The sequence below is a fragment of the Psychroserpens luteolus genome (assembly GCF_021032705.1).
In the GTDB taxonomy this organism is placed as follows: domain Bacteria; phylum Bacteroidota; class Bacteroidia; order Flavobacteriales; family Flavobacteriaceae; genus Psychroserpens; species Psychroserpens luteolus.
Genome location: NZ_JAHVXI010000001.1, coordinates 74032 through 93270, shown reverse-complemented (window position 1 = coordinate 93270; position 19239 = coordinate 74032). Strand labels below are relative to the sequence as shown.

The 19239-nt window shown below is 32.6% G+C and carries 18 protein-coding genes; all 18 read left to right on the top strand.

The window, feature by feature from the left end; all coding sequences use genetic code 11:
• Positions 1 to 17 precede the first annotated feature (17 nt).
• The 18 genes from KWG70_RS00390 to KWG70_RS00305 all read left to right on the top strand — a co-directional run bounded on the left by KWG70_RS00390 (position 18) and on the right by KWG70_RS00305 (position 19238).
• Positions 18 to 1181: a glycosyltransferase family protein gene (locus KWG70_RS00390; RefSeq protein ID WP_230934007.1), complete on the top strand. Its 1164-nt coding sequence runs from the start codon at positions 18 to 20 to the stop codon at positions 1179 to 1181.
• Entirely contained in the window at positions 1178 to 2602 is a 1425-nt protein-coding gene (locus KWG70_RS00385; RefSeq protein ID WP_230934006.1) for a lipopolysaccharide biosynthesis protein, read from the top strand. The genes KWG70_RS00390 and KWG70_RS00385 overlap by 4 nt, the downstream gene beginning before the upstream one ends.
• Positions 2602 to 3444, top strand: coding sequence for a nucleotidyltransferase domain-containing protein (locus KWG70_RS00380; protein ID WP_230934005.1), 843 nt, complete (start codon positions 2602 to 2604; stop codon positions 3442 to 3444). The genes KWG70_RS00385 and KWG70_RS00380 overlap by 1 nt, the downstream gene beginning before the upstream one ends.
• Positions 3441 to 4184: a hypothetical protein gene (locus KWG70_RS00375; protein ID WP_230934004.1), complete on the top strand. Its 744-nt coding sequence runs from the start codon at positions 3441 to 3443 to the stop codon at positions 4182 to 4184. Before KWG70_RS00380 ends, KWG70_RS00375 begins: the two co-directional genes overlap by 4 nt.
• A gap of 4 nt (positions 4185 to 4188) precedes the next feature.
• On the top strand, positions 4189 to 5145 hold the full coding sequence (locus KWG70_RS00370) for a hypothetical protein (protein ID WP_230934003.1): 957 nt from the start codon (positions 4189 to 4191) through the stop codon (positions 5143 to 5145).
• 58 nt (positions 5146 to 5203) lie between these two features.
• Entirely contained in the window at positions 5204 to 6295 is a 1092-nt protein-coding gene (locus KWG70_RS00365) for a glycosyltransferase (protein ID WP_230934002.1), read from the top strand.
• Between the two features lie 9 nt (positions 6296 to 6304).
• Positions 6305 to 7042 carry a class I SAM-dependent methyltransferase gene (locus KWG70_RS00360; RefSeq protein WP_230934001.1) on the top strand — a complete coding sequence of 246 codons (738 nt, stop codon included), beginning with the start codon at positions 6305 to 6307 and terminating at the stop codon, positions 7040 to 7042.
• Positions 7043 to 7183: 141 nt separating this feature from the next.
• Positions 7184 to 7954, top strand: a complete 771-nt coding sequence (locus tag KWG70_RS00355) for a class I SAM-dependent methyltransferase (RefSeq protein ID WP_230934000.1) — start codon at positions 7184 to 7186, stop codon at positions 7952 to 7954.
• A gap of 90 nt (positions 7955 to 8044) precedes the next feature.
• Entirely contained in the window at positions 8045 to 9322 is a 1278-nt protein-coding gene (locus KWG70_RS00350) for an O-antigen ligase family protein (protein ID WP_230933999.1), read from the top strand.
• The gene (locus tag KWG70_RS00345; RefSeq protein ID WP_230933998.1) at positions 9316 to 10410 is read left to right on the top strand and encodes a glycosyltransferase family 4 protein; all 1095 of its coding nucleotides are present in this window, start codon (positions 9316 to 9318) and stop codon (positions 10408 to 10410) included. Before KWG70_RS00350 ends, KWG70_RS00345 begins: the two co-directional genes overlap by 7 nt.
• Positions 10403 to 11569 (top strand): glycosyltransferase family 4 protein, encoded by a 1167-nt coding sequence (locus KWG70_RS00340; RefSeq protein WP_230933997.1) that lies wholly within the window; start codon positions 10403 to 10405, stop codon positions 11567 to 11569. The genes KWG70_RS00345 and KWG70_RS00340 overlap by 8 nt, the downstream gene beginning before the upstream one ends.
• Positions 11566 to 12024: an acyltransferase gene (locus KWG70_RS00335; protein ID WP_230933996.1), complete on the top strand. Its 459-nt coding sequence runs from the start codon at positions 11566 to 11568 to the stop codon at positions 12022 to 12024. Before KWG70_RS00340 ends, KWG70_RS00335 begins: the two co-directional genes overlap by 4 nt.
• Positions 12025 to 14163 carry a bi-domain-containing oxidoreductase gene (locus KWG70_RS00330; RefSeq protein ID WP_230933995.1) on the top strand — a complete coding sequence of 713 codons (2139 nt, stop codon included), beginning with the start codon at positions 12025 to 12027 and terminating at the stop codon, positions 14161 to 14163.
• A complete protein-coding gene (locus KWG70_RS00325; protein ID WP_230933994.1) occupies positions 14138 to 15358 on the top strand; it encodes a delta-aminolevulinic acid dehydratase in 1221 nt (406 codons plus the stop codon). The genes KWG70_RS00330 and KWG70_RS00325 overlap by 26 nt, the downstream gene beginning before the upstream one ends.
• Positions 15348 to 16046 carry a WecB/TagA/CpsF family glycosyltransferase gene (locus tag KWG70_RS00320; protein ID WP_230933993.1) on the top strand — a complete coding sequence of 233 codons (699 nt, stop codon included), beginning with the start codon at positions 15348 to 15350 and terminating at the stop codon, positions 16044 to 16046. Before KWG70_RS00325 ends, KWG70_RS00320 begins: the two co-directional genes overlap by 11 nt.
• Before the next feature lie 23 nt (positions 16047 to 16069).
• Positions 16070 to 17170: a non-hydrolyzing UDP-N-acetylglucosamine 2-epimerase gene (wecB, locus tag KWG70_RS00315; protein ID WP_230933992.1), complete on the top strand. Its 1101-nt coding sequence runs from the start codon at positions 16070 to 16072 to the stop codon at positions 17168 to 17170.
• Between the two features lie 105 nt (positions 17171 to 17275).
• Positions 17276 to 18388, top strand: coding sequence for an MraY family glycosyltransferase (locus KWG70_RS00310; protein ID WP_230933991.1), 1113 nt, complete (start codon positions 17276 to 17278; stop codon positions 18386 to 18388).
• Between the two features lie 88 nt (positions 18389 to 18476).
• Entirely contained in the window at positions 18477 to 19238 is a 762-nt protein-coding gene (locus tag KWG70_RS00305; protein WP_230933990.1) for a polysaccharide biosynthesis/export family protein, read from the top strand.
• Position 19239 lies beyond the last annotated feature (1 nt).

Here is a 19239-nt window from a genome sequence, read left to right as displayed (position 1 = left end):
AACTCAAAATTAAAAAGTTGTACTACATCTCACCTAGAGATATGCGAAAAAACAGAGCAGACGCTGTTCATATGATGTATAGCTGCGCTGCATTTTCTAATAATGGAATTGATGTGGAGTTGATCACTCCTAAGGTGAAACGCAGCGAATATACTGTAGAAAAAGATCGTATTTTTGATCTATATGACGTTCCAGAAAACTTTAAATTAACCGAGTTAAACACTAAAATAAGAGAAGTCAATAATAAGTCTTCTGCGCTGGTACTCTTAATTAATAGATTTGTTTTCAATTTTATCTATGTGTTACGGCATTTATCTTCTTTCAGAGCTAAGAATGTAGTTGTGTATAGTAAGTGCTATACATCAATTATTCCCTATATTTTGTTCAGGTTTGTTGGTTTGATACGATGCAAATTGGTTTTTGAAACACCATTTCTTAGTAATAACAACTATCATAAGTTTATCATGAAACGAATGGATGCAATTGTGGTTATGACAACTTATGTACAGGAGTTTTTAATTAATACATTTAAAATTTCGGATGAAAAGGTGATTAAATGTCCAATTCGTTTTCAGTCAGATTATCATGATCACACTGCTATCGATAAGATAGCAAAAAGAAAACACTTAAAATGGAATACTGATTATAAGTATATCGTTTATGCAGGAAAAGCGGGTGAAAAATCAAAAAGAATTAAAAACTTTGCTGAAGCTTCAAGTGCTTTTACAGACGTTAAATTTATCGTTGTAGGTGCCACAAAAGGACTTCAAGAAGAATACAGTGATGCCACTTATAACAATCTCATTCTTTACCCTTTCCAAACCTATCCTGAGTATTTGAATTTTGTATATGCTGCTGATGTATTAGTGTCGACCTATGAAGATAATTTATATAATAGATATACATTAAGTCCAGGTAAAGGAGGTGCTTATCTACAAAGCGAGAACCCTGTGATTTTTTCTGATTTGCCCTGTCTAAGAGAACGTTTTCCAAGTAATTTAGTGTCTTTTGTTAAACCAGATGATTCCAATGATTTAGTTGTTAAGATCAAAGAGATTTTAGATACGTATCCCGTCTATCAAGAACGCGCAAAAAATGCGGCTCGTTTTGTTTCAAAGCAGACATTTACAGATGCCTCAAAGGTTATTTTAGATAAACTAAATAAGATACTTTTTAATTGAGCAAAAATAGAATCATAAAAGGAGGGTTTTATCTCACAATTGTCAATGTATTATCGCAATTCTTGGCCATTGTGGTCAATATTGTATTAGCGCGTTTACTGTTGCCTGAAGATTTTGGTTTGGTCGCTTTAACCATGACCTATATTGGGTTTATTACTTTATTTACCAATATGGGATTTGGCTCGTCTATTATTCATGAACAAAGTACCACCAATAAGCAATTGTCGTCGATTTATTGGTTGAATTACGGATTGTCTATTTTTTCATTCATTATTATTATATCAACGGCCAAGTTTGCTGCTAATTTTTACGATGAACCAAAGTTAAGTGCTATCGTATATGTTGCTGCGCTAAATATATTAATCAACCCATTTTATAGTATTCAATACAAGCTTTTAGAAAGAGATCTAGAGTTTAAAACAATTAGTAAGATTAACCTTTCTGGTATTCTTGTTGGTTCGATTTCGGCAATTATTGGAGCTTACTACGGTCTTGGAGTTTACGCACTTGTGATTCAACCTTTAGTGTCTTCCGTTGTTAGGATGATGTTAATACTAGTGTACAAAAGATGGTTCCCTAAATTTTATTTTAATATCAAGGAAATAAAGCATATGATATGGTATTCTTTAAAATTTAAAGCTTCTCAAATGTCAATGTACTTTGAGAGAAATATTGATTATTTAATCTTGGGTAAGTTTTTTACAAGTGTGATTTTAGGGTATTATGCATTTGCCTATAATATTATGTACACACCTGTAAAGCGTATTTCTTATATTTTTAGTGAGGTGCTGTTTCCGTCATTTTCATCATTTAAAAATGATAAAATAAAAATTATTAATGGGTATTTTAAATCGGTCAATTTAGTTGCATTGGTGTCAATACCTGCTATGACAATCCTTGCGTTTAATGCCGATTTAATTATTCATCTCGTATTTGGACAAAAATGGGATGGTGCTATTCCAATTGTTAGGATTTTATGTTTTGCTGGAGCAATACAATCTATAAGTCAGTTTGGAGGTGTCATTTTTTCAAGTATTGGAAAACCAGAAGTAACACTTTACGTTTCCATAGGAAGAACTATTTTAACGGTATTGGCTATAATTCTCGGAGTTCAATATGGTGTATTGTGGGTGGCTTATTTCCTTGTGATAGCAAAAGCGTTATCATACATCTTATTTTTACTAGTGCTTAATTACTATATTCCATTTTCAATACGTCAATTGTTTAATAGTTTACAAGGACCAATGGTATCATTGTTTAGTTTGAGTACCATTTATGTGTTATTTTATTTGGATTATCTCAATGTGAATGCATGGACGCTTCTATTGCTTATGATTCTTGTAGCATTAACAATATTGTATATATTTCATAAAAATACGATTGTTGGAATTTTGAAAGTTTTAAAAGATAAAAGCAAGTAATGACCTTAAAACATCAATATAATATAACGATTAATAAGTATGATGGTACACTTGACCTGGTTAGGGATATAGCGCTTTTGATTGATCGGAAATATGCTAAAATTTTTCATTCGGTTGTTGTTCATGGAAGTGTTGCTACAAACGAAGTTATACCATATAGTGATTTTGATGGTCTACTAATAGTTAGAGACGAATTCGTCAATTCAAAGCAACTTCAGAAGTTTAAAATTGAATCTATGAAATTGATCTTGAAATTTGACCCATTACAACATCATGGATGGTTTCAGATTAAAGAAAGTGATTTAAAAAGTTATCCTGAAAACTATTTGCCCGTTTCAACTTTAGAACATTCAAAATTAATTTACCCTAGTAAAGAAAACCTTGAGTATAATTTAAAATTTTCGGAAGAAATAGATTATAAAAGTAGTTTAAGAGCTATGTTGAACCAATTTGAAAAGCGACATCAAAACAATTGGAAACCAAGCAATACCTACGAATTAAAAAGTATCTTAAGTCAGATTATGCTTATGCCTTGCCTATACTATTCGGCTATTAACAACAAAGGAATTTTTAAGAGAGAAAGTTTCGACGCCGTTAAACACCATTTTACAGATCAAGAATGGGAACCTATTGTCATTGCATCACAACTAAGAAAGGATTGGAATAATAACTTTTCTAAGCTTCAATTAGTTTTGCTCAAAATACCACATCCACTATTGCGAAAAATAATTAAGAAATTTGGTGCTCCAAAAATAAATTTGGCTACACAAAACATGTTGAATCGCGAATTCTATTCAAATCTAAATATGTTGATTAAAAAAATTAATACAGATATACAATGAGATACGCTTTCGTAACAGGAATGGGAAGGTCGGGAACGAAATTTTTAGGATCTTTATTAGCATTAGATATTAATGCTTTCTCGACTCATGAGTATATCGGCAATAGAGAATATTGGTTGGTTTCATGGTACGTAGGAAAGGTCTATTCTAATGTCATACTTAACAATGCAAAAAAGAAAATAGATGCGCAAATCACTAAAGATATTTTTATAGATGTCAATGGGTATTTATCTGATAGTGTTGAGAGTTTAAAAGACGTATTTGAAAATCCTGCTATATTTCATCTCGTAAGAAACCCTAAAAAGGTTGTGCCATCTTTAATGATTAGAAGAGATGACAGAGGGATACATAAAATTCCTAAAAACCAAAAAGACATTGAAGCTTGGACAGCAATGAGTAAACTAGAACAAGTATGTGTTAATTGGGTGCAAACCACCGAAGATTTATTGCAGTCTGATGCTCAACTTTTGCTTTTTGAAAACATAATTAAAGACTATGATTATTTGTCTAAACATGTTCTAACACCATTAGGTTTAACTATTAGTAAAAAACAATACGATGAGTTTAAATCTAAGAAGGTAAACAAAACCAGAGGTTGGTTATATCGATATCTATATGCCAAATATAAAGGGAAACGACAAATTAGTAAGACCATAACTTTTGAAGATTTAAATGACCAACAGCGCGAGCTTTTTTATGCTATTTGCGGACCAACTATGGATAAATTAGGTTATAAATAATATGATGGCATTAAAATATATAGATCACCCGATTATGATTTCAGTGTCACAATACGAGGCGCTCAAAGAGAAATTGGTTCACCTGTTAATGTCTCATGAGGCAATTTTGAGTGTCTATCAAATGGGCTCAGTAAAACATCCAGGAATATCAGATTTAGATATTATTTGTGTGTTTAAAAATGGTTCTCAATGTCATGAAAACTTTAGACTACAATTAGCACCAGACGAAAAAAGCATTCTAACTCATGGTATTTTTGGTATTCAAGAGAAAGACCTTCTTAAAAGTATGTCGTATAATCTTATTTCTAATTTAAAACACCTTGGAGGAGAAAAATTAATTATTGATGAACCAAAAACAAATACTGATTTAAAACAGCAAATTGCATTAGAGTACCTTGTTAAAATGTTAATTACTATAGATGCCCAAGTCACCTTGAAAATTGTGAAGCTTCGGGCGTTTTTATTGTTAGCGAAAGCTATAGAGTTTGATTTAGAACTGTTAGAAGTCAATAACGGAAAGCTTTACGAATTAGTACAAAGAGTGATTCAATATAGAAATCAATGGTATACGAATACGCCTAGTAAAGAAGAAATCACATTATTAATTTTAAGTTTTAATGATGAATTGAGAGTGTTTCTAGACAAAGAGTTGCAAACATCTCGATTTTATTTACCAGCTCAATCCTTCAGTTTACCTGGTAATTTTAGTATTCAAAAAAGTGAATCATTTTCAATTGACCATAGTGGTTTTGTACTACCTAATCAGTTTAGTTTTTTAGGTAGAAAGTATATCAACCTTCAAAACAGGCTTAATAACTTCACATATGGTCTCCCATTTGAGATTCCATCTAAGGACTCTATTCACGAAGAGCGATTTCAGTTTAGCAAAAAAATGGTGCAAACCAATAGACAAAAATATCCTCATTTTATACCATTAACCACTAGCTTGTCAATCTATTAATGACAGATCAATTTAAAACAATTAATATCTCTATTTTTACACATTATAAGATAAGAAATTGAAAGTAATTCACTACATAGGAAGTCTAGGATTTGGTGGTATAGAACGCTTGGTTTACAATTTGGTAAATGAGCAAAATAAACGCCAAATTTTAGAAACAGGGATAGGCGTAGGCAAATTAAAAGGTGAATTTAAAACAGAATTTGAAAGTCTAAACACCCAATTGATAGATTTTGATTTAAATTCTGGTTTTGATCTCAATCCATTCAAAATTTTACAAATTGCTAAACACCTTAAAAGGTTTGATGTGTTGCATCTTCACGGCTTTCATTTGAGTGTTGCTTTGGCTGCAGTATGGTCTAGAAAAAAAATTATATATACTGAGCATGGTAATTTTGGATTGGGCAGACGAATAAAAGCTTCTGATAGGTTGAGCTTCTTTTTTAGAAAACTATTTTTTAAGAGCACTAAGGCCATTATTTGCTGTAATTCAAAGTTTACTAAGCAATATGTTGAGACCAAGTTTTATTCCGGAAAAAGGCTTAAGTTAGTATATAATGGCAGTGCTTTGAACCATAAGGTAAATGATAATTTAAAACGTAAGTTAAAAGAAAAATACGACGCTAACTATATTATTGGAACGTCATCAAGATTAGCTGGCTTTAAAAAAGTTGATAGGTTGATAGCTGTATTTGCTCAATATGTAAGGGTTAATCCTAAATCATTATTGGTTATTGTTGGTGATGGTATAGAGCGAAAGAATCTAGAGAAACAAGTTTCAGAATTAAAACTGCAAGACCATGTTGTGTTTGAAGGGTATCAAAGCGAAGTAACGACGTATCAATCTATCTTTGATGTGAGTGTATTTCCATCTTTAAATGAACCCTTTGGTCTAGTAGCAATAGAATGTTATAGTCAAAAGAAACCAGTACTTGTATTTAATGATGGCGGTGGAATAACCGAAATTGTAAGCAGATTTGAACCTGAAGATGTTTGTTTAGATACTAAAGCAATGATTAAGCGACTTAATTATTACTTTGAAAATGAATTTGCATGGAAAGATCATCATATGGATCAATTAAGCTATTTTAGTGTTAAACGAATGGAACAGGATTATTATAATGAATACACAAGTATAGTTAGGAGTTAAAGAGAATATATGTTAGGATTAAGCCATAGAAACGGAAAATATTTTTACTCAATTTTCAGTCATCCAGTATCGAGGGTAATGAAATCTGAGTTGTTTATTAAATATTTTAATCTAATAGATAAGCGCAATTCTGTTTTAGATTATGGATCAGGAGATGGTCCGTATAAAGAGATGCTCAAACACTATTTTGAACATTATGTAGCTGCAGATTACCAAGTAACCAATGCGCATCACAGTGTGCGACCAGATATATTTATAGACGATAATCAGCATGTTAATGTTAATGATGAATCATTTTCGTGTGTTGTTATTTCTGAGGTGTTAGAGCATGTGTATAAACCGCATGAAGCGCTCCAAGAAATCAATAGAGTCCTTAGTTCGAATGGATTTGTGATTGGAACTGTTCCGTTTTTTATGTGGGAACACGAAAAGCCTTATGATTTTTATCGATATACTTATTTCGGATTAAAACGAATGTTTGAAGAGAACGGATTTGAAATTGTTAAACTTGATTATGTTGGTGATATTGTTGGTGTCTCTACTTATGGTTTTAGTAAGTTGCTAGGCAATTTTATCAAACCAATTAGAAAAATTAAGCCTTTACATTTTGTTTTAAAGACAATAATTAGCATCCCTTCCTTACTGTATTATTTTCTTGTAAAGGTGAAATTTGTCAAGTCCTTCTTTATGAAATATTTTGGGGAATATCCATTTGGTTTTGTTTTTGTTCTCAGAAAATCTGTCTAATAGTGTTCAAATAAAATAAACTTAATACCAGTTCTATTATGATTACTGTTTTTAAGATAAAACAAGTAACAATCAGTTAAGGTTCTTTTATATTTATTATACATTTGCAGCGGTGGAAAAGCCCACGACAAAAAATAAAGCATGACTAATACAAGAGAGATAGAAAAAGATTTTATTGCCAAACGCGATAGCTATTTTGAGGATAATTATATAAAGAAAACCAAAGGAAATTACTTAAGGCGATATCGAAATAATTTAATAAGGAATGAAGCTGAACAACTTAAAAATGTACAAAAGGTATTAGACGTAGGTTGCGGACCAGCAATTCTTTATCCAGAAGTGTACGAAAGATGTGATGAGTATCACGCTTTAGACTTAGTGCAATCGAATCTTGATAAAATTTTAAGCGAAAATGATTCGCGTAAAATTACTGTAATTCAAAGTGATTTAGACAGCTTTAAACCCAAAGAAGAATTGTACGACTTGGTTATTTGTTCGGGCTCGATCGAGTATACCGAAAACCCCGAAAAAGTTGTTGACGCACTAATAAAAGTTTTAAAGCCTGGCGGCACTTTAATAATGTCATTTCCTAACAAAAAGAGTCCGTATAGAATTTGGAGCGAATCAGTTTATAAGTCTTTCAACCGTTTTAGAAATAAATTAAAAAACAAAGAAGTAAGAAGTTATAAACGAAAATTACTGAGTGAGAAGGCTATCAGAGAAGTGCTAGAGAGAAATACTGAAAATGCTAACCCGTCAATCAAATATTTTGGATTGAAGTTGTTGCTTCAGCCATTAGATGCTATATTTAGGAGTCTAGACTATACAATTTTGAAATATTTCAATGAACATCCTTCAAAACTGTTACATAAGCTATCTCAAGAGTTTTTAGTAGTCTATTCCCGAAAATAAAAAGATTAAATGTAATTGTTGAATACTAATTTTATAGGGTCATTTATAAAATCTATAAGTTTATAAGAGGCTAAATTTTAAAAGTAACATGTGCAGTTAACAGCAAGTCATATTAATTGGGACAAGAAAGTCTATAAAAAGTGGTTCACTACACGGTCTATTAACTTAAAGTGGATGCTATTGGCTATTTTGGTCTTTCCGTTTTTTGCTGCGACTTGGGAAATGAAAAAAGCTGCCGGTTTCTCACCTTTACAAGTATTAGGTTTGTTGGTGTTTGCTTTTGCGTTTATGTCTGTAATACGAAAAAAGACAAGTGCGCCTAAACTCATTTTTACATTCTATATCTTCATATTTCTTTTAATTATAAATCTTTTATTTGTTCTAGGTATGGAGCAATCTGTATCACAATTTGGGGATACAATTCGTACCATTTTACCATTTTTGCTATTCTTTTACTTTAGAAAATTCATAAACAACTTAGTCGATTTAGAAGGATTTTTAATCACATTCCTTATTGCTTCGGTATTTCCAATTGCAACATTGTATTATGAAATTTTATTTGATCCAATTAGAGAAGTTTATAATACAGAATCAAGAGGAGGAGGCTTAAGGTTAAGTGGTTTTTATGCCGATTTATTTGGGTATATGAGTCATTTGATCTGTGGATTTATTTGTTATTGTTATTTTTATATAAAGCGTATCAATAAAAAGAAAAAACACTTTGTTTTTACCAACATAGGGTTTTTAATCGTACTACTTATATGTTTAATTGGAATATATAATTTAAGACATCAGGCATCTTGGGCAGTATCATTAGTGCTTATATTTATGTTTGTCTATTTTATTCGTAAGAAAGTTTCAGCTTTTCAACTCATTATTTTTTTAGGAATTATGATTGGTGTAGGTTTTTATTTTTATACTGAAATATTTAGTACACTATTTGCCAAAGATATTCAAGTATATGAAGGTGATGCCAAAGATACAGCAGCTTTAAACGGTCGTGTTTGGATCTGGAAACGTTATTATGCGTATTGGGAGAATTTCAATGTGTTGTCGCAATGGTTGGGGTCGGGATTTGCACAACATGAAAAATCAAAAATAATGATGGGAGGTGGTATGCATAATGACTATGTAAGGTTGTTTTTTTCAACCGGAATCTTAGGTATTTTATGCTACATATCTTTTCTGTTGTACTTAATTAAAAATGCTGTAAAAATTAAAATATCCGAACTCAAATATTTAATGCTAGGTGCTATTGTAGTAATAATTATGTACAGTATAAGCTCATTACCTTTGTTAGCATCAGGAGCTATGATGTACTTTTTAATGGCAGTAATATCTCAAACCAATAAAAGAAGATTATGTTAAAGGTATTATGGTTAGCACCAAATTTTAATCATTACAAAGCACGGTTTTTAAACCATTTGGCTAATGAAAGTGATATTGAGTTAGCTATTTTATCAGGTACAGGTAGAGCTAATATGGGTGATCAAGAATTAGAAGGAGATTGGAGTTTTAATCTTGAAAAACTTAATGTTACTAAAAAAGACTTTGGAAACTCTAAACTAGTAAAAGAACATCTGAAATTAATATTCAAAGAGTTTGATTGGATATTAATCCCTGCCGAAAAAAAGAATCTTCCCCTTTTTTCTTTTGCATTAAAACTTAGAAAACAAAACACATCTGTTCGTCTTTTTTCTTATAACCATGCACAACTTAAGTCTAAAAGCATATTGCATTCATTTTTAGATAGGTCGTTGACTAAATTCTACAATAAAAAATTAGATCGTGTTATTTTTTATACTGAAGATGCTTGCAAACAGGCAATTAAGCACAAATTAATAGCTCCAAATAAAGCATTTTGGGCAAATAATACGGTTGATAACATCGAAATCGATAAGCATTATACATACTCCCTTCCTCCAGAAAATCAGCTAGCATTACTCTTTATAGGACGGTTAATTCCATCTAAACGTATTGGAGATGCCATAAACTATTATAAACGCCTTAAACAAAGATTCCCAAAGCTAAAATTAGAAATCATTGGCGACGGACCAGAAAACACCATTGTTAAGTCGGCTATTCAAGTAGATTCAAATATTATCTGGCATGAAACCCTAGTTGATGAAGCTAAAATAGCTCCAGTTATGGCTCGTGCTTCGTTAGTTTTTATACCTGGACTCTCAGGCTTGTCAATCAATCATGCGTTTTCTTATGGAAGGCCTTATGTGACATTAGAAGCAGATAAACACGGACCAGAAATTAGCTATTTGCAACATGACGAAAATGGATATATTTTGAAAGATGATGTCGATGAGAATATTGAGATATTATCAAATTTGCTTAAAAATAAGACCTTGTTGCATCGTTTTTCTACTAGTGCAAAGGAAAAAGGAATCTATCTATCTGTTCAAAATTGGGTAGAACAAATAAAGTCGAGCCTTTTACATGAATGATAAAAAATCTAAAATACTATTTATAGGTCCAACGCCACCACCTTATTCAGGACCTGAACTAAGTATGCAGCAATTTTTGGAGTCTGAAACCTTAAATAAAGCCTTTCACATAACATTCCTAAAAACAAATTTTAGAACAGATAATACGAAAAAAGGGAAATTTGGTTTTTCAATGGTAACCAATTTTTTCATTTTCTTTTCAAAGCTGCTAAAGTTATTGATAACTACCAGACCCAAGTGTGTTTATTATCCTATAACGCCAACACAAATAGGATGGATTGGAAGAGATGTATGGACTATTTTGCTCAGTAAACTTTTTGGAGCAAAAGTGATTATTCATTTGAGAGGGAGTCACTTCAAACTCAATTTTCAGGAGTTTAAGGGTATTGTGAAAAAATTGGTAGGATTTAGTTTAAGAAAAGTAGACTGTGCAATTGTTCAAGCTAGTTATTTAAAAGACCAATTTGAGCCTTATATATCGCAAAGTAATGTTGCTGTACTTTATCAAGCTATGGATGTAAATCAATATTCTAATACAAACAATTATAAGGTTGAAAGAGGAAAAATTCTCGTTATGGGACATATGACTAAGGCTAAAGGATATACTGATATTTTAAAAATAATTCCTGACCTTTGTGAAGCGTTTCCATATGTAAAGTTTTATTTTGCAGGAAATATTAGAAAAGGGGAAAGAGGCGTATTTTATAATCAATTTACGGGAGAAAAAATCACTTATGAAGACCCTTTTGAAGCCGAAGAGACTATTTTGAATTCAGTATATAAAGATAATTATGCGAACTTGGGAATAATTAGTGGAGAAGATAAAATGAAACATTTGCAAACAACCGACATATTTTTAACGGCCTCATATTCTGAGGGCTTCTCAAGATCTTTACTTGAAGCAATGTCTATAGGAAAACCTGTTGTTTATACACCTGTTGGAGCACATCGCGAAGTTTTTGAAAACGAAACTCATGGTTTTTCCTTTGAACCAGGTGAGCTAGATCAACTTAAAAATGCTTTAAAACACTTATTGGTTGATGATCAAAAGCGATATGAAATAGGCTTAAATAATAGAGCATATGTTGTTTCAAATTTTTCTATAGAAACTATTTCCGATCATTTCAAAACGATTTTATCAAATACACTGGCATCATGAAAGTAATTATTAGAAAAATGGTGCATTATTGTGGAAATGTACTCCGATTTATTCAAATGTCTTTTTTGAGAGCTTCAGGTGCTAAAATAGGAAAGAATACTATGATTAGTCTTGGTGCGAAAATTGATGTAAGACGTGGTAAAATAACAATTGGAGATCATTGTCTTATTACGCATGGATGTTATATATTGTCGCATGACGGAGCAGCACACGTTCTAGATCCCGAAGATAATGGAACAGGCTATGTAACTATAGGAGATCATGTGTTTATTGGTGTAAATACTGTTGTCATGAGAAATGTAACTATTGGTAGTCATGCTGTAATTGGTGCAGGATCTGTAGTCAATAAAGATATTCCTGAAGGGGCAGTAGCAGCTGGTAACCCAGTCAAAATAATAAAACAAATAGAAAAACCATACAGACCTTTACCAAAGGTGCATAAAAAAGTAGATTAAATGCAACAACTTACACAAAAGCTAGGTTCTGGCGATATGATAATTCAAGACGTACCTTATCCTCAACTGGGTAAAGGAATGGTTATCGTTAAAAACCACTATTCTATAATTAGTGCTGGTACTGAAGGGTCTACAGTTGTGGCTGCTAGGAAAAGCTTGATTGGTAAAGCTAAAGAGCGTCCACAACAAGTAAAACAGGTTATAGACACTTTAAAAAAACAAGGTCCAATACAAACTTACAGGGCCGTAATGAAAAAATTAGATGCCTATTCTCCTTTAGGCTATAGTTGTGCTGGTGAAATTATTGAAGTTGGTGAAGGCGTTACTGAATTCGAAATTGGTGATAAAGTAGCTTGTGCTGGAGCTGGTTATGCAAATCATGCCGAAATTGTTTCTGTACCAGTTAATCTTTGTGTTAAGTTAGATGCTTCGACTAATTTAAAAGATGCTGCTTACAATACTTTGGGTGCTATTTCTATGCAAGGTGTTCGTCAAGCCGATTTACGTCTAGGTGAATCTTGTGTTGTGATTGGATTAGGATTATTAGGCCAATTGGCAGCATTGATATTAAAAGCCTCTGGTGTTAAAGTTATTGGAGTTGATGTTTCTGAAGCTGCAGTAAAGCAATCCATAGATAATTCAGTTGTAGATTTAGGGTTAACAAGGAACGCTGCAGGAATAGAAGAACAAATACAAAGTGCGACCAATGGTTATGGTGCAGATGCTGTTATTATTGCAGCAGCAACATCAAGTCTAGACCCCATAAATTTTGCTGGATCTATTGCTCGTAAAAAAGGGAAAGTGGTTGTTTTAGGTGCTGTACCAACTGGTTTTGATCGCGATCCATTTTGGTACCGTAAAGAATTAGAGCTAAAAATGGCTTGTTCTTATGGTCCTGGTCGTTATGATCTAAATTATGAAGAAAAAGGAATCGATTATCCATTGCCATATGTACGTTGGACAGAGAAGCGCAATATGCAAGCCTTTCAGGACCTAATTGCAAATAATAAGATTAAAATCAATTACCTTACAACACATGAGTTTGATTTTGAAAATGCAAAAGATGCCTTTGATCTAGTGGTTTCAAAAACCGAACCTTTCACTGGAATTGCACTAAAATACAATACAGATAAGGCAGCGTCTAAAACCAAAATTTCTACCTCAGAAACAGATAAACTTGGAAAAATAAACATCTCTTTCATTGGAGCAGGAAGCTATGCTCAAGGAAATTTACTGCCTAATATTCCTGAAAGCAATGCCATAGGTCGTGTTGGTGTGCTAACAAATACAGGAACCACATCTAAACGTGTTGCTGAAAAGTTTAAATTTCAGTTTTGTGCTACAGAAGAAGAAGATGTGCTCAATGATAAAACCAATACTGTGTTTGTAGCGACACGTCATGACTCACATGGCGCTTATGTTTTAAAAAGCTTAGAAAAGAATAAGCATGTATTTGTAGAAAAGCCATTGTGTCTTTTAGAATCCGAATTAGAAGCTATTATCGAAGCACAGTCTAAAGCAAAAACAGCTGTAATGGTTGGTTTTAATAGACGATTTTCTCCCTTAACAACTCAACTTAAAAAAGCACTTGGAGATCACCCAATGACTATGCTGTATAGAATTAATGCTGGAGCTATACCAAGTGATAACTGGATTCAAGATATAGAAATTGGTGGTGGTCGTGTTTTAGGAGAAGTATGTCATTTTATTGATTATCTAACCTTTCTCAATGGAAGTCTCCCAGTAAAAATATCGGCTACAGCACTGCCTGATGTTAAACAATTAAATGATACATTGAATATTTTGATTCAGTTTGAAAATGGATCCTCTGGAGTTGTGGCATACTACGCTAATGGTTCAAAATCGATGACCAAGGAATATGTTGAGGTATTTTCAGCTGGATTATCTGCAACGCTAAATGATTTTAAAGAGCTGAAAATCTACGGAAAAGGTAAACCTAAAAAGCGCAAACTTTTCAATCAAAATAAGGGTCAAAAAGAAATGGTAAATGCCTTTGTTGATGGATTACTCACTCAAGGTAAAGCACCAATTCCATTTGAAGATATTGTTGCTGTGACCAAAGCATCTTTTAAAGTTTTAGAATCTGTAAAACGTGGAGGACAACAAGTTGAGATATAACGTCGCATCAAGCTTTTTAAAACTCAAAGCCTATTGTGAAGCCGAAAACTTCAAAGGTTGGGATCCTTATGATGGATTAAATTCTAAAGTATTTCAAGCATTACCTTTCAAACACTGGGACTTAGCTAGATTAGCTTGGATACAAGGGTTTAAAAGAAGTCCGATTAATTTTAGAGGACTACTTATGGTGCCTAAAGAACACAATGCTAAAGGTGTCGCATTATTTTTATTAGGGTATTGTCGATTGTATAAACTGGCTGAAAATGGTTGTGAAGATTTTGGTGATAAAGACGAGATCTTAAAACGCATTAATGAGATTTCAGATCTATTACTTAACTTGAGAAGTAAAGGATATTCAGGTTCGGCTTGGGGTTATAATTTTGATTGGCAAGCTAGGCGATTGTTCCTGTTTCCGAAGCATACACCAACAGTAGTAGCGACTTGTTTTTGTGTTGAAGCTTTATTAGAAAGCTATGAAATCACAAAGAATAAATCTGTTTTAAAAGAAACCTTATCTGCTGCAGATTTTGTGCTTAATGATTTATCAAGAACACCTCATGGGCAAGGTGTGATTTTCTCATACAGTATAAAGGATGGAAATAATACAGTGATTAATGCGTCACTTTTAGGTGCTAAAATATTGAGTTATTCATACAAGTATACAAAAAATGAGGAGCATGCAAATATGGCTAAACTTGCCATTACTGCTGCTTGTGACTTGCAAGAAGAAGATGGCTCATGGATTTATGGGTTGCTGCCAATTCAATCTTGGAAAGATAGTTTTCATACAGGGTTTAATTTGGATGCAATAGAAACCTATCAGCAACATACCAAAGACTATAGTTTTCAAAATTATATAGACAAAGGCTTAGCTTATTATTTACATCATTTCTTTGAAGATAATGGTATGCCAAAATATTATAATGATAAAACATATCCAATCGATATTCATTGTCCGGCGCAAGTTATAGTGACGTTATCTAAATTAAAGGCATTTAAAGAGAATGAAGCGCTATTGTCAAAGGTTTTAAATTGGACAATAGATCATATGCAGCATAAAAAAGGCTATTTTTATTACCAGTTAAAAAAAGGCATAAGCTCCAAAATATCTTATATGAGGTGGAGTAATGCATTTATGTTTAATGCTATGGCACATTTCTTATTAGAAACTAAATCTGAAAATCGTGGAAGCTAAGTCCTTGAACGGAGTGATGACCTATGCTCCAAAATCTAGAAAAGAGTTGATGCAATATGCATTTGATAATCATAAAATAATGGTTGCCGTAAATGCTGAAAAAATTCTTCATGCAACAGAAGATAGTCGTGCTCTTATTAATAGAAACTTAGGCTATCCTGATGGAATTGGAGCCGTTTGGGCACTTCAGAAAAAAGGATTTAAAAATGTGGTAAAAATCCCAGGGTGTGAACTTTGGTTAGATGTTGTTCAACAGTATTACAAGACCAAATCATTTTATTTGGTAGGTGGAAAGCAAGAGATCATCGAAGCTACAGTTAATAAGTTGAAATCTGAATTTGAAGGGATTAATATCTGTAATTTTAGAAATGGATATATTAAAACTGAAGCAGAAGAACAAGCTTTAATTGCCGATATTAAAAAGCACAGCCCTGATGTTGTTTTTGTGGCAATGGGCTCACCCAAACAAGAAAACTTGATGGAGCGTATCCAACAATCACATCAAGCTGTTTACCAAGGTTTAGGTGGTAGTTTTGATGTCTACACAGGATATGTTAAACGTGCACCAGAGTGGTGGGTAAAGAATAATATGGAGTGGACCTACAGATTGCTAAGCCAGCCTTCAAGAATAAAGCGTCAAATACACTTAGTGCGTTTTTTTGTTAATTTGCACTTAAATCGCTACTAAACGATATTATAACAAAACTCAATATGTATAAAGTCACAATAATTGCTGGAGCTAGACCTAATTTTATGAAAATAGCACCAATTATTCATGCGATTCAAAAAGCTAAACAAGATAATTTCGATATGGACTATCGATTGGTTCATACCGGACAGCATTATGATAAAAATATGTCAGGGAGCTTTTTTGAACAGCTTGAAATACCCGAACCACATGTGAACTTAGAATGCAGTGGAGGGACTCAGGCTGAGCAAACAGCAAATATTATGATTCATTTCGAGAGAGAGTTAATGGCTAATCCAGCCGACTTGGTTTTGGTTGTGGGTGATGTAACTTCTACAATGGCTTGTGCTTTGGTTGCTCAAAAGTTGCATACTAAAGTGGCACATGTTGAAGGCGGTATTCGATCTGATGATTGGACAATGCCAGAAGAAATTAATCGATTAGTAACAGATAGTATTACAAATTACTTTTTTACGACATCTGATACTGCGAATAATAATTTAAAGACTAGTGGTGTAGGAGACGATCAAATATTTTTCGTTGGAAATACAATGATAGATACGTTGTTAAAACAACGTCCTAACTTTAAACAGCCATCAGTTTGGAAAAATCTTAATCTCAAAGAGGGTAATTATATGGTGATGACACTTCACAGACCAGCAAATGTTGATGAAGAGTCTCAGCTAAAAGATATGATTGATGAGATTATTGCTCACACTCAAGATTTACCGTTAGTTTTTCCTGTACACCCTAGAACAGCAAAAATTTTAGAACGATTACATGTCAATCACCAAAGACTCCATATGGTTGAACCTTTAAGCTACTTAGAGTTTAATTATTTGGTAGAACGTGCTAAAGCAGTAATTACCGATTCTGGAGGCATTACCGAAGAAGCTTCTATCCTTAGAGTTCCATGTTTAACACTTCGTGATAATACCGAAAGACCAGAGACTATAACTTTAGGTACTAATGAATTGGTTGGAACCGATCCCAAAAAATTAAAGCCCTATTTAGATACTTTGTTTGCCGGAAACTGGAAGTCTGGAAGTGATATTCCTTTATGGGATGGTCAAACAGCTCATAGAATTATAGAGATCTTAAAAAACAAAATAAGTCATAAATAATATTCGATACCTGCTGCCTAAATCTTTTTCTATTAAAAGTTTACTTTTTTAATTTGTATCTTGTACTAACTATTAATGGATACATAAAATTACATCAAATCTATTATGATAGAAACACTACTTGAAAATTTTAATCCTGAGAATAGTCCTATTATATGGTTGCTCGCGGCGTTTTTGTTGGCTTTTATAATAGCTCAACAAACCTTTCCCACGATTCTTTATGTTGCGAAAAAAAAGCAACTCATGGACGAGCCAGATAGTAGGAGTTTGCACTCTAATAATACACCAACTTTGGGAGGTATTGGTATTTTTTTAAGCTTGGTTGTGGTAATGACTATAGTTGGAGCTATGTTAAATACTAAGGTGTTGCTGTTAGTTATGGGCGGACTTACAATTTTGTTCTTTCTTGGGTTAAAAGACGACCTAACTGTACTGTCGGCACGATCAAAATTTCTTGGGCAATTAGTAGCTGCCCTACTTTTAATAGTTTTTACCGATACGAGAATTATAGGATTTTCTAAAATTCTTGACGTCGATGTATTACCATATTGGGTGTCTATATTTTTTACGTTGTTCGTTTATGTTTTGATTATTAATGCTTACAATTTGATTGATGGTATAGATGGTTTAGCTGGAAGCATTGCGCTTTTGATTAGTATAGTATTTAGTTTACTTTTCTATGATTCTGGAGCTTTAAGTCTAGCAACAATTTCAGTCGCATTAATAGGTGCTTTACTCGCTTTTTTACGACTTAATTTTTCAAAAAAGAATAAGATCTTCATGGGAGATACAGGTTCAATGATTGTGGGTTTTCTTTTAGCCTTCTTTACCATTAGCTTTATATCTCAATCGCAAACAAATATAAATTCAGACTATTTTAAAGCGTCACCAGCCTTAGCGTTAGCTATGTTATTTTTTCCATTAATGGATACATTTAGAATATTCTTTATCAGAATTTTTGTGTTGAAGAAAAGTCCGTTTGAAGCAGATAAAAACCATATTCACCATCGTTTTATTCAGGCAGGATTTACGCATATACAAACAACAGTGTTCATTGTTGCAATCAATTTGGTTATCATTGTTATAGCTTTTAATATGCTTCATCTAAATCTTAATACACAAATAGGACTTCTACTAATTTATGGATCTATACTATATTATCTACCTTTTGTTTTAAAAAGGAATTTCGCTAAGCAGCGAGATAAAATTGAAATTTAATGTAATAAGTGGCGTCAATCTTGGTTAGACAAGACTTTGAGATTGCCTTAAATAGGTTATATTTGCTTCTTGATTAACTTACAGATATATGAAAATTAAGTTTTTAGGATTAGTGTTACTTTTTGTGATAACATCATGTGCTTCAAAAAAAGAAATTTTGTACTTACAAGATGCTACAGAGAATAACAGCTCAGAAATAACGTATCAAACAGCTACAATCCAGCCTAATGATATTTTAAAGATAACTGTTGAGAGTTTAGTTCCTGAAGCTGCTATCCCTTATAATAGAGGAGGAAATAGTGATGTACAAGTAAATTCGTTGGAATTAATTAAACTTCAAGGCTATTTAGTCACAAATGAAGGAACTATTAATTTTCCTATCTTAGGACAAATAACTGTGTCTAATCTTACTGCCTTAGAAATTGAAGAAAAAATCAAGAAGTTATTGATTGATGGAGGTCATTTAAACAATCCTACGCTAGAAGTGCGATTAGTAAACGCTAAGATTACTGTTCTAGGAGAAGTCAACGCTCCAGGAACTTACAATTTTACTGAACAAAATATAACATTACTTCAAGCATTAGGGTATGCAGGAGACTTAACAATTAATGGAAAGAGAGATGATATTATAATGACGAGAGATGTTGATGGTGTTAGGAAAATTACGCATATAGATTTAACTTCTACTGCATTTATGGATAGTGAGTATTATTTTATAAAACCTAATGATGTGATTATTGTTAATCCAAATAACCCAAGGGTTAAAAACGCTGGTTTTGTTAATAATGTAGGTACTATACTTACTATTGCATCTTTAGTGTTAAGTTCAATTATTTTATTGACACGATAAT

Excerpts from the sequence above, each read along its gene's own strand:
- KWG70_RS00335 (WP_230933996.1), top strand. The coding sequence starts at position 11,566 with ATGAAAGTAATTATTAGAAAAATGGTGCATTATTGTGGAAATGTACTC.
- KWG70_RS00310 (WP_230933991.1), top strand. The coding sequence starts at position 17,276 with ATGATAGAAACACTACTTGAAAATTTTAATCCTGAGAATAGTCCTATT.
- KWG70_RS00355 (WP_230934000.1), top strand. The coding sequence starts at position 7,184 with ATGACTAATACAAGAGAGATAGAAAAAGATTTTATTGCCAAACGCGAT.
- wecB (WP_230933992.1), top strand. The coding sequence starts at position 16,070 with ATGTATAAAGTCACAATAATTGCTGGAGCTAGACCTAATTTTATGAAA.
- KWG70_RS00370 (WP_230934003.1), top strand. The coding sequence starts at position 4,189 with ATGGCATTAAAATATATAGATCACCCGATTATGATTTCAGTGTCACAA.
- KWG70_RS00375 (WP_230934004.1), top strand. The coding sequence starts at position 3,441 with ATGAGATACGCTTTCGTAACAGGAATGGGAAGGTCGGGAACGAAATTT.
- KWG70_RS00305 (WP_230933990.1), top strand. The coding sequence starts at position 18,477 with ATGAAAATTAAGTTTTTAGGATTAGTGTTACTTTTTGTGATAACATCA.
- KWG70_RS00330 (WP_230933995.1), top strand. The coding sequence starts at position 12,025 with ATGCAACAACTTACACAAAAGCTAGGTTCTGGCGATATGATAATTCAA.
- KWG70_RS00345 (WP_230933998.1), top strand. The coding sequence starts at position 9,316 with ATGTTAAAGGTATTATGGTTAGCACCAAATTTTAATCATTACAAAGCA.
- KWG70_RS00340 (WP_230933997.1), top strand. The coding sequence starts at position 10,403 with ATGAATGATAAAAAATCTAAAATACTATTTATAGGTCCAACGCCACCA.
- KWG70_RS00380 (WP_230934005.1), top strand. The coding sequence starts at position 2,602 with ATGACCTTAAAACATCAATATAATATAACGATTAATAAGTATGATGGT.
- KWG70_RS00360 (WP_230934001.1), top strand. The coding sequence starts at position 6,305 with ATGTTAGGATTAAGCCATAGAAACGGAAAATATTTTTACTCAATTTTC.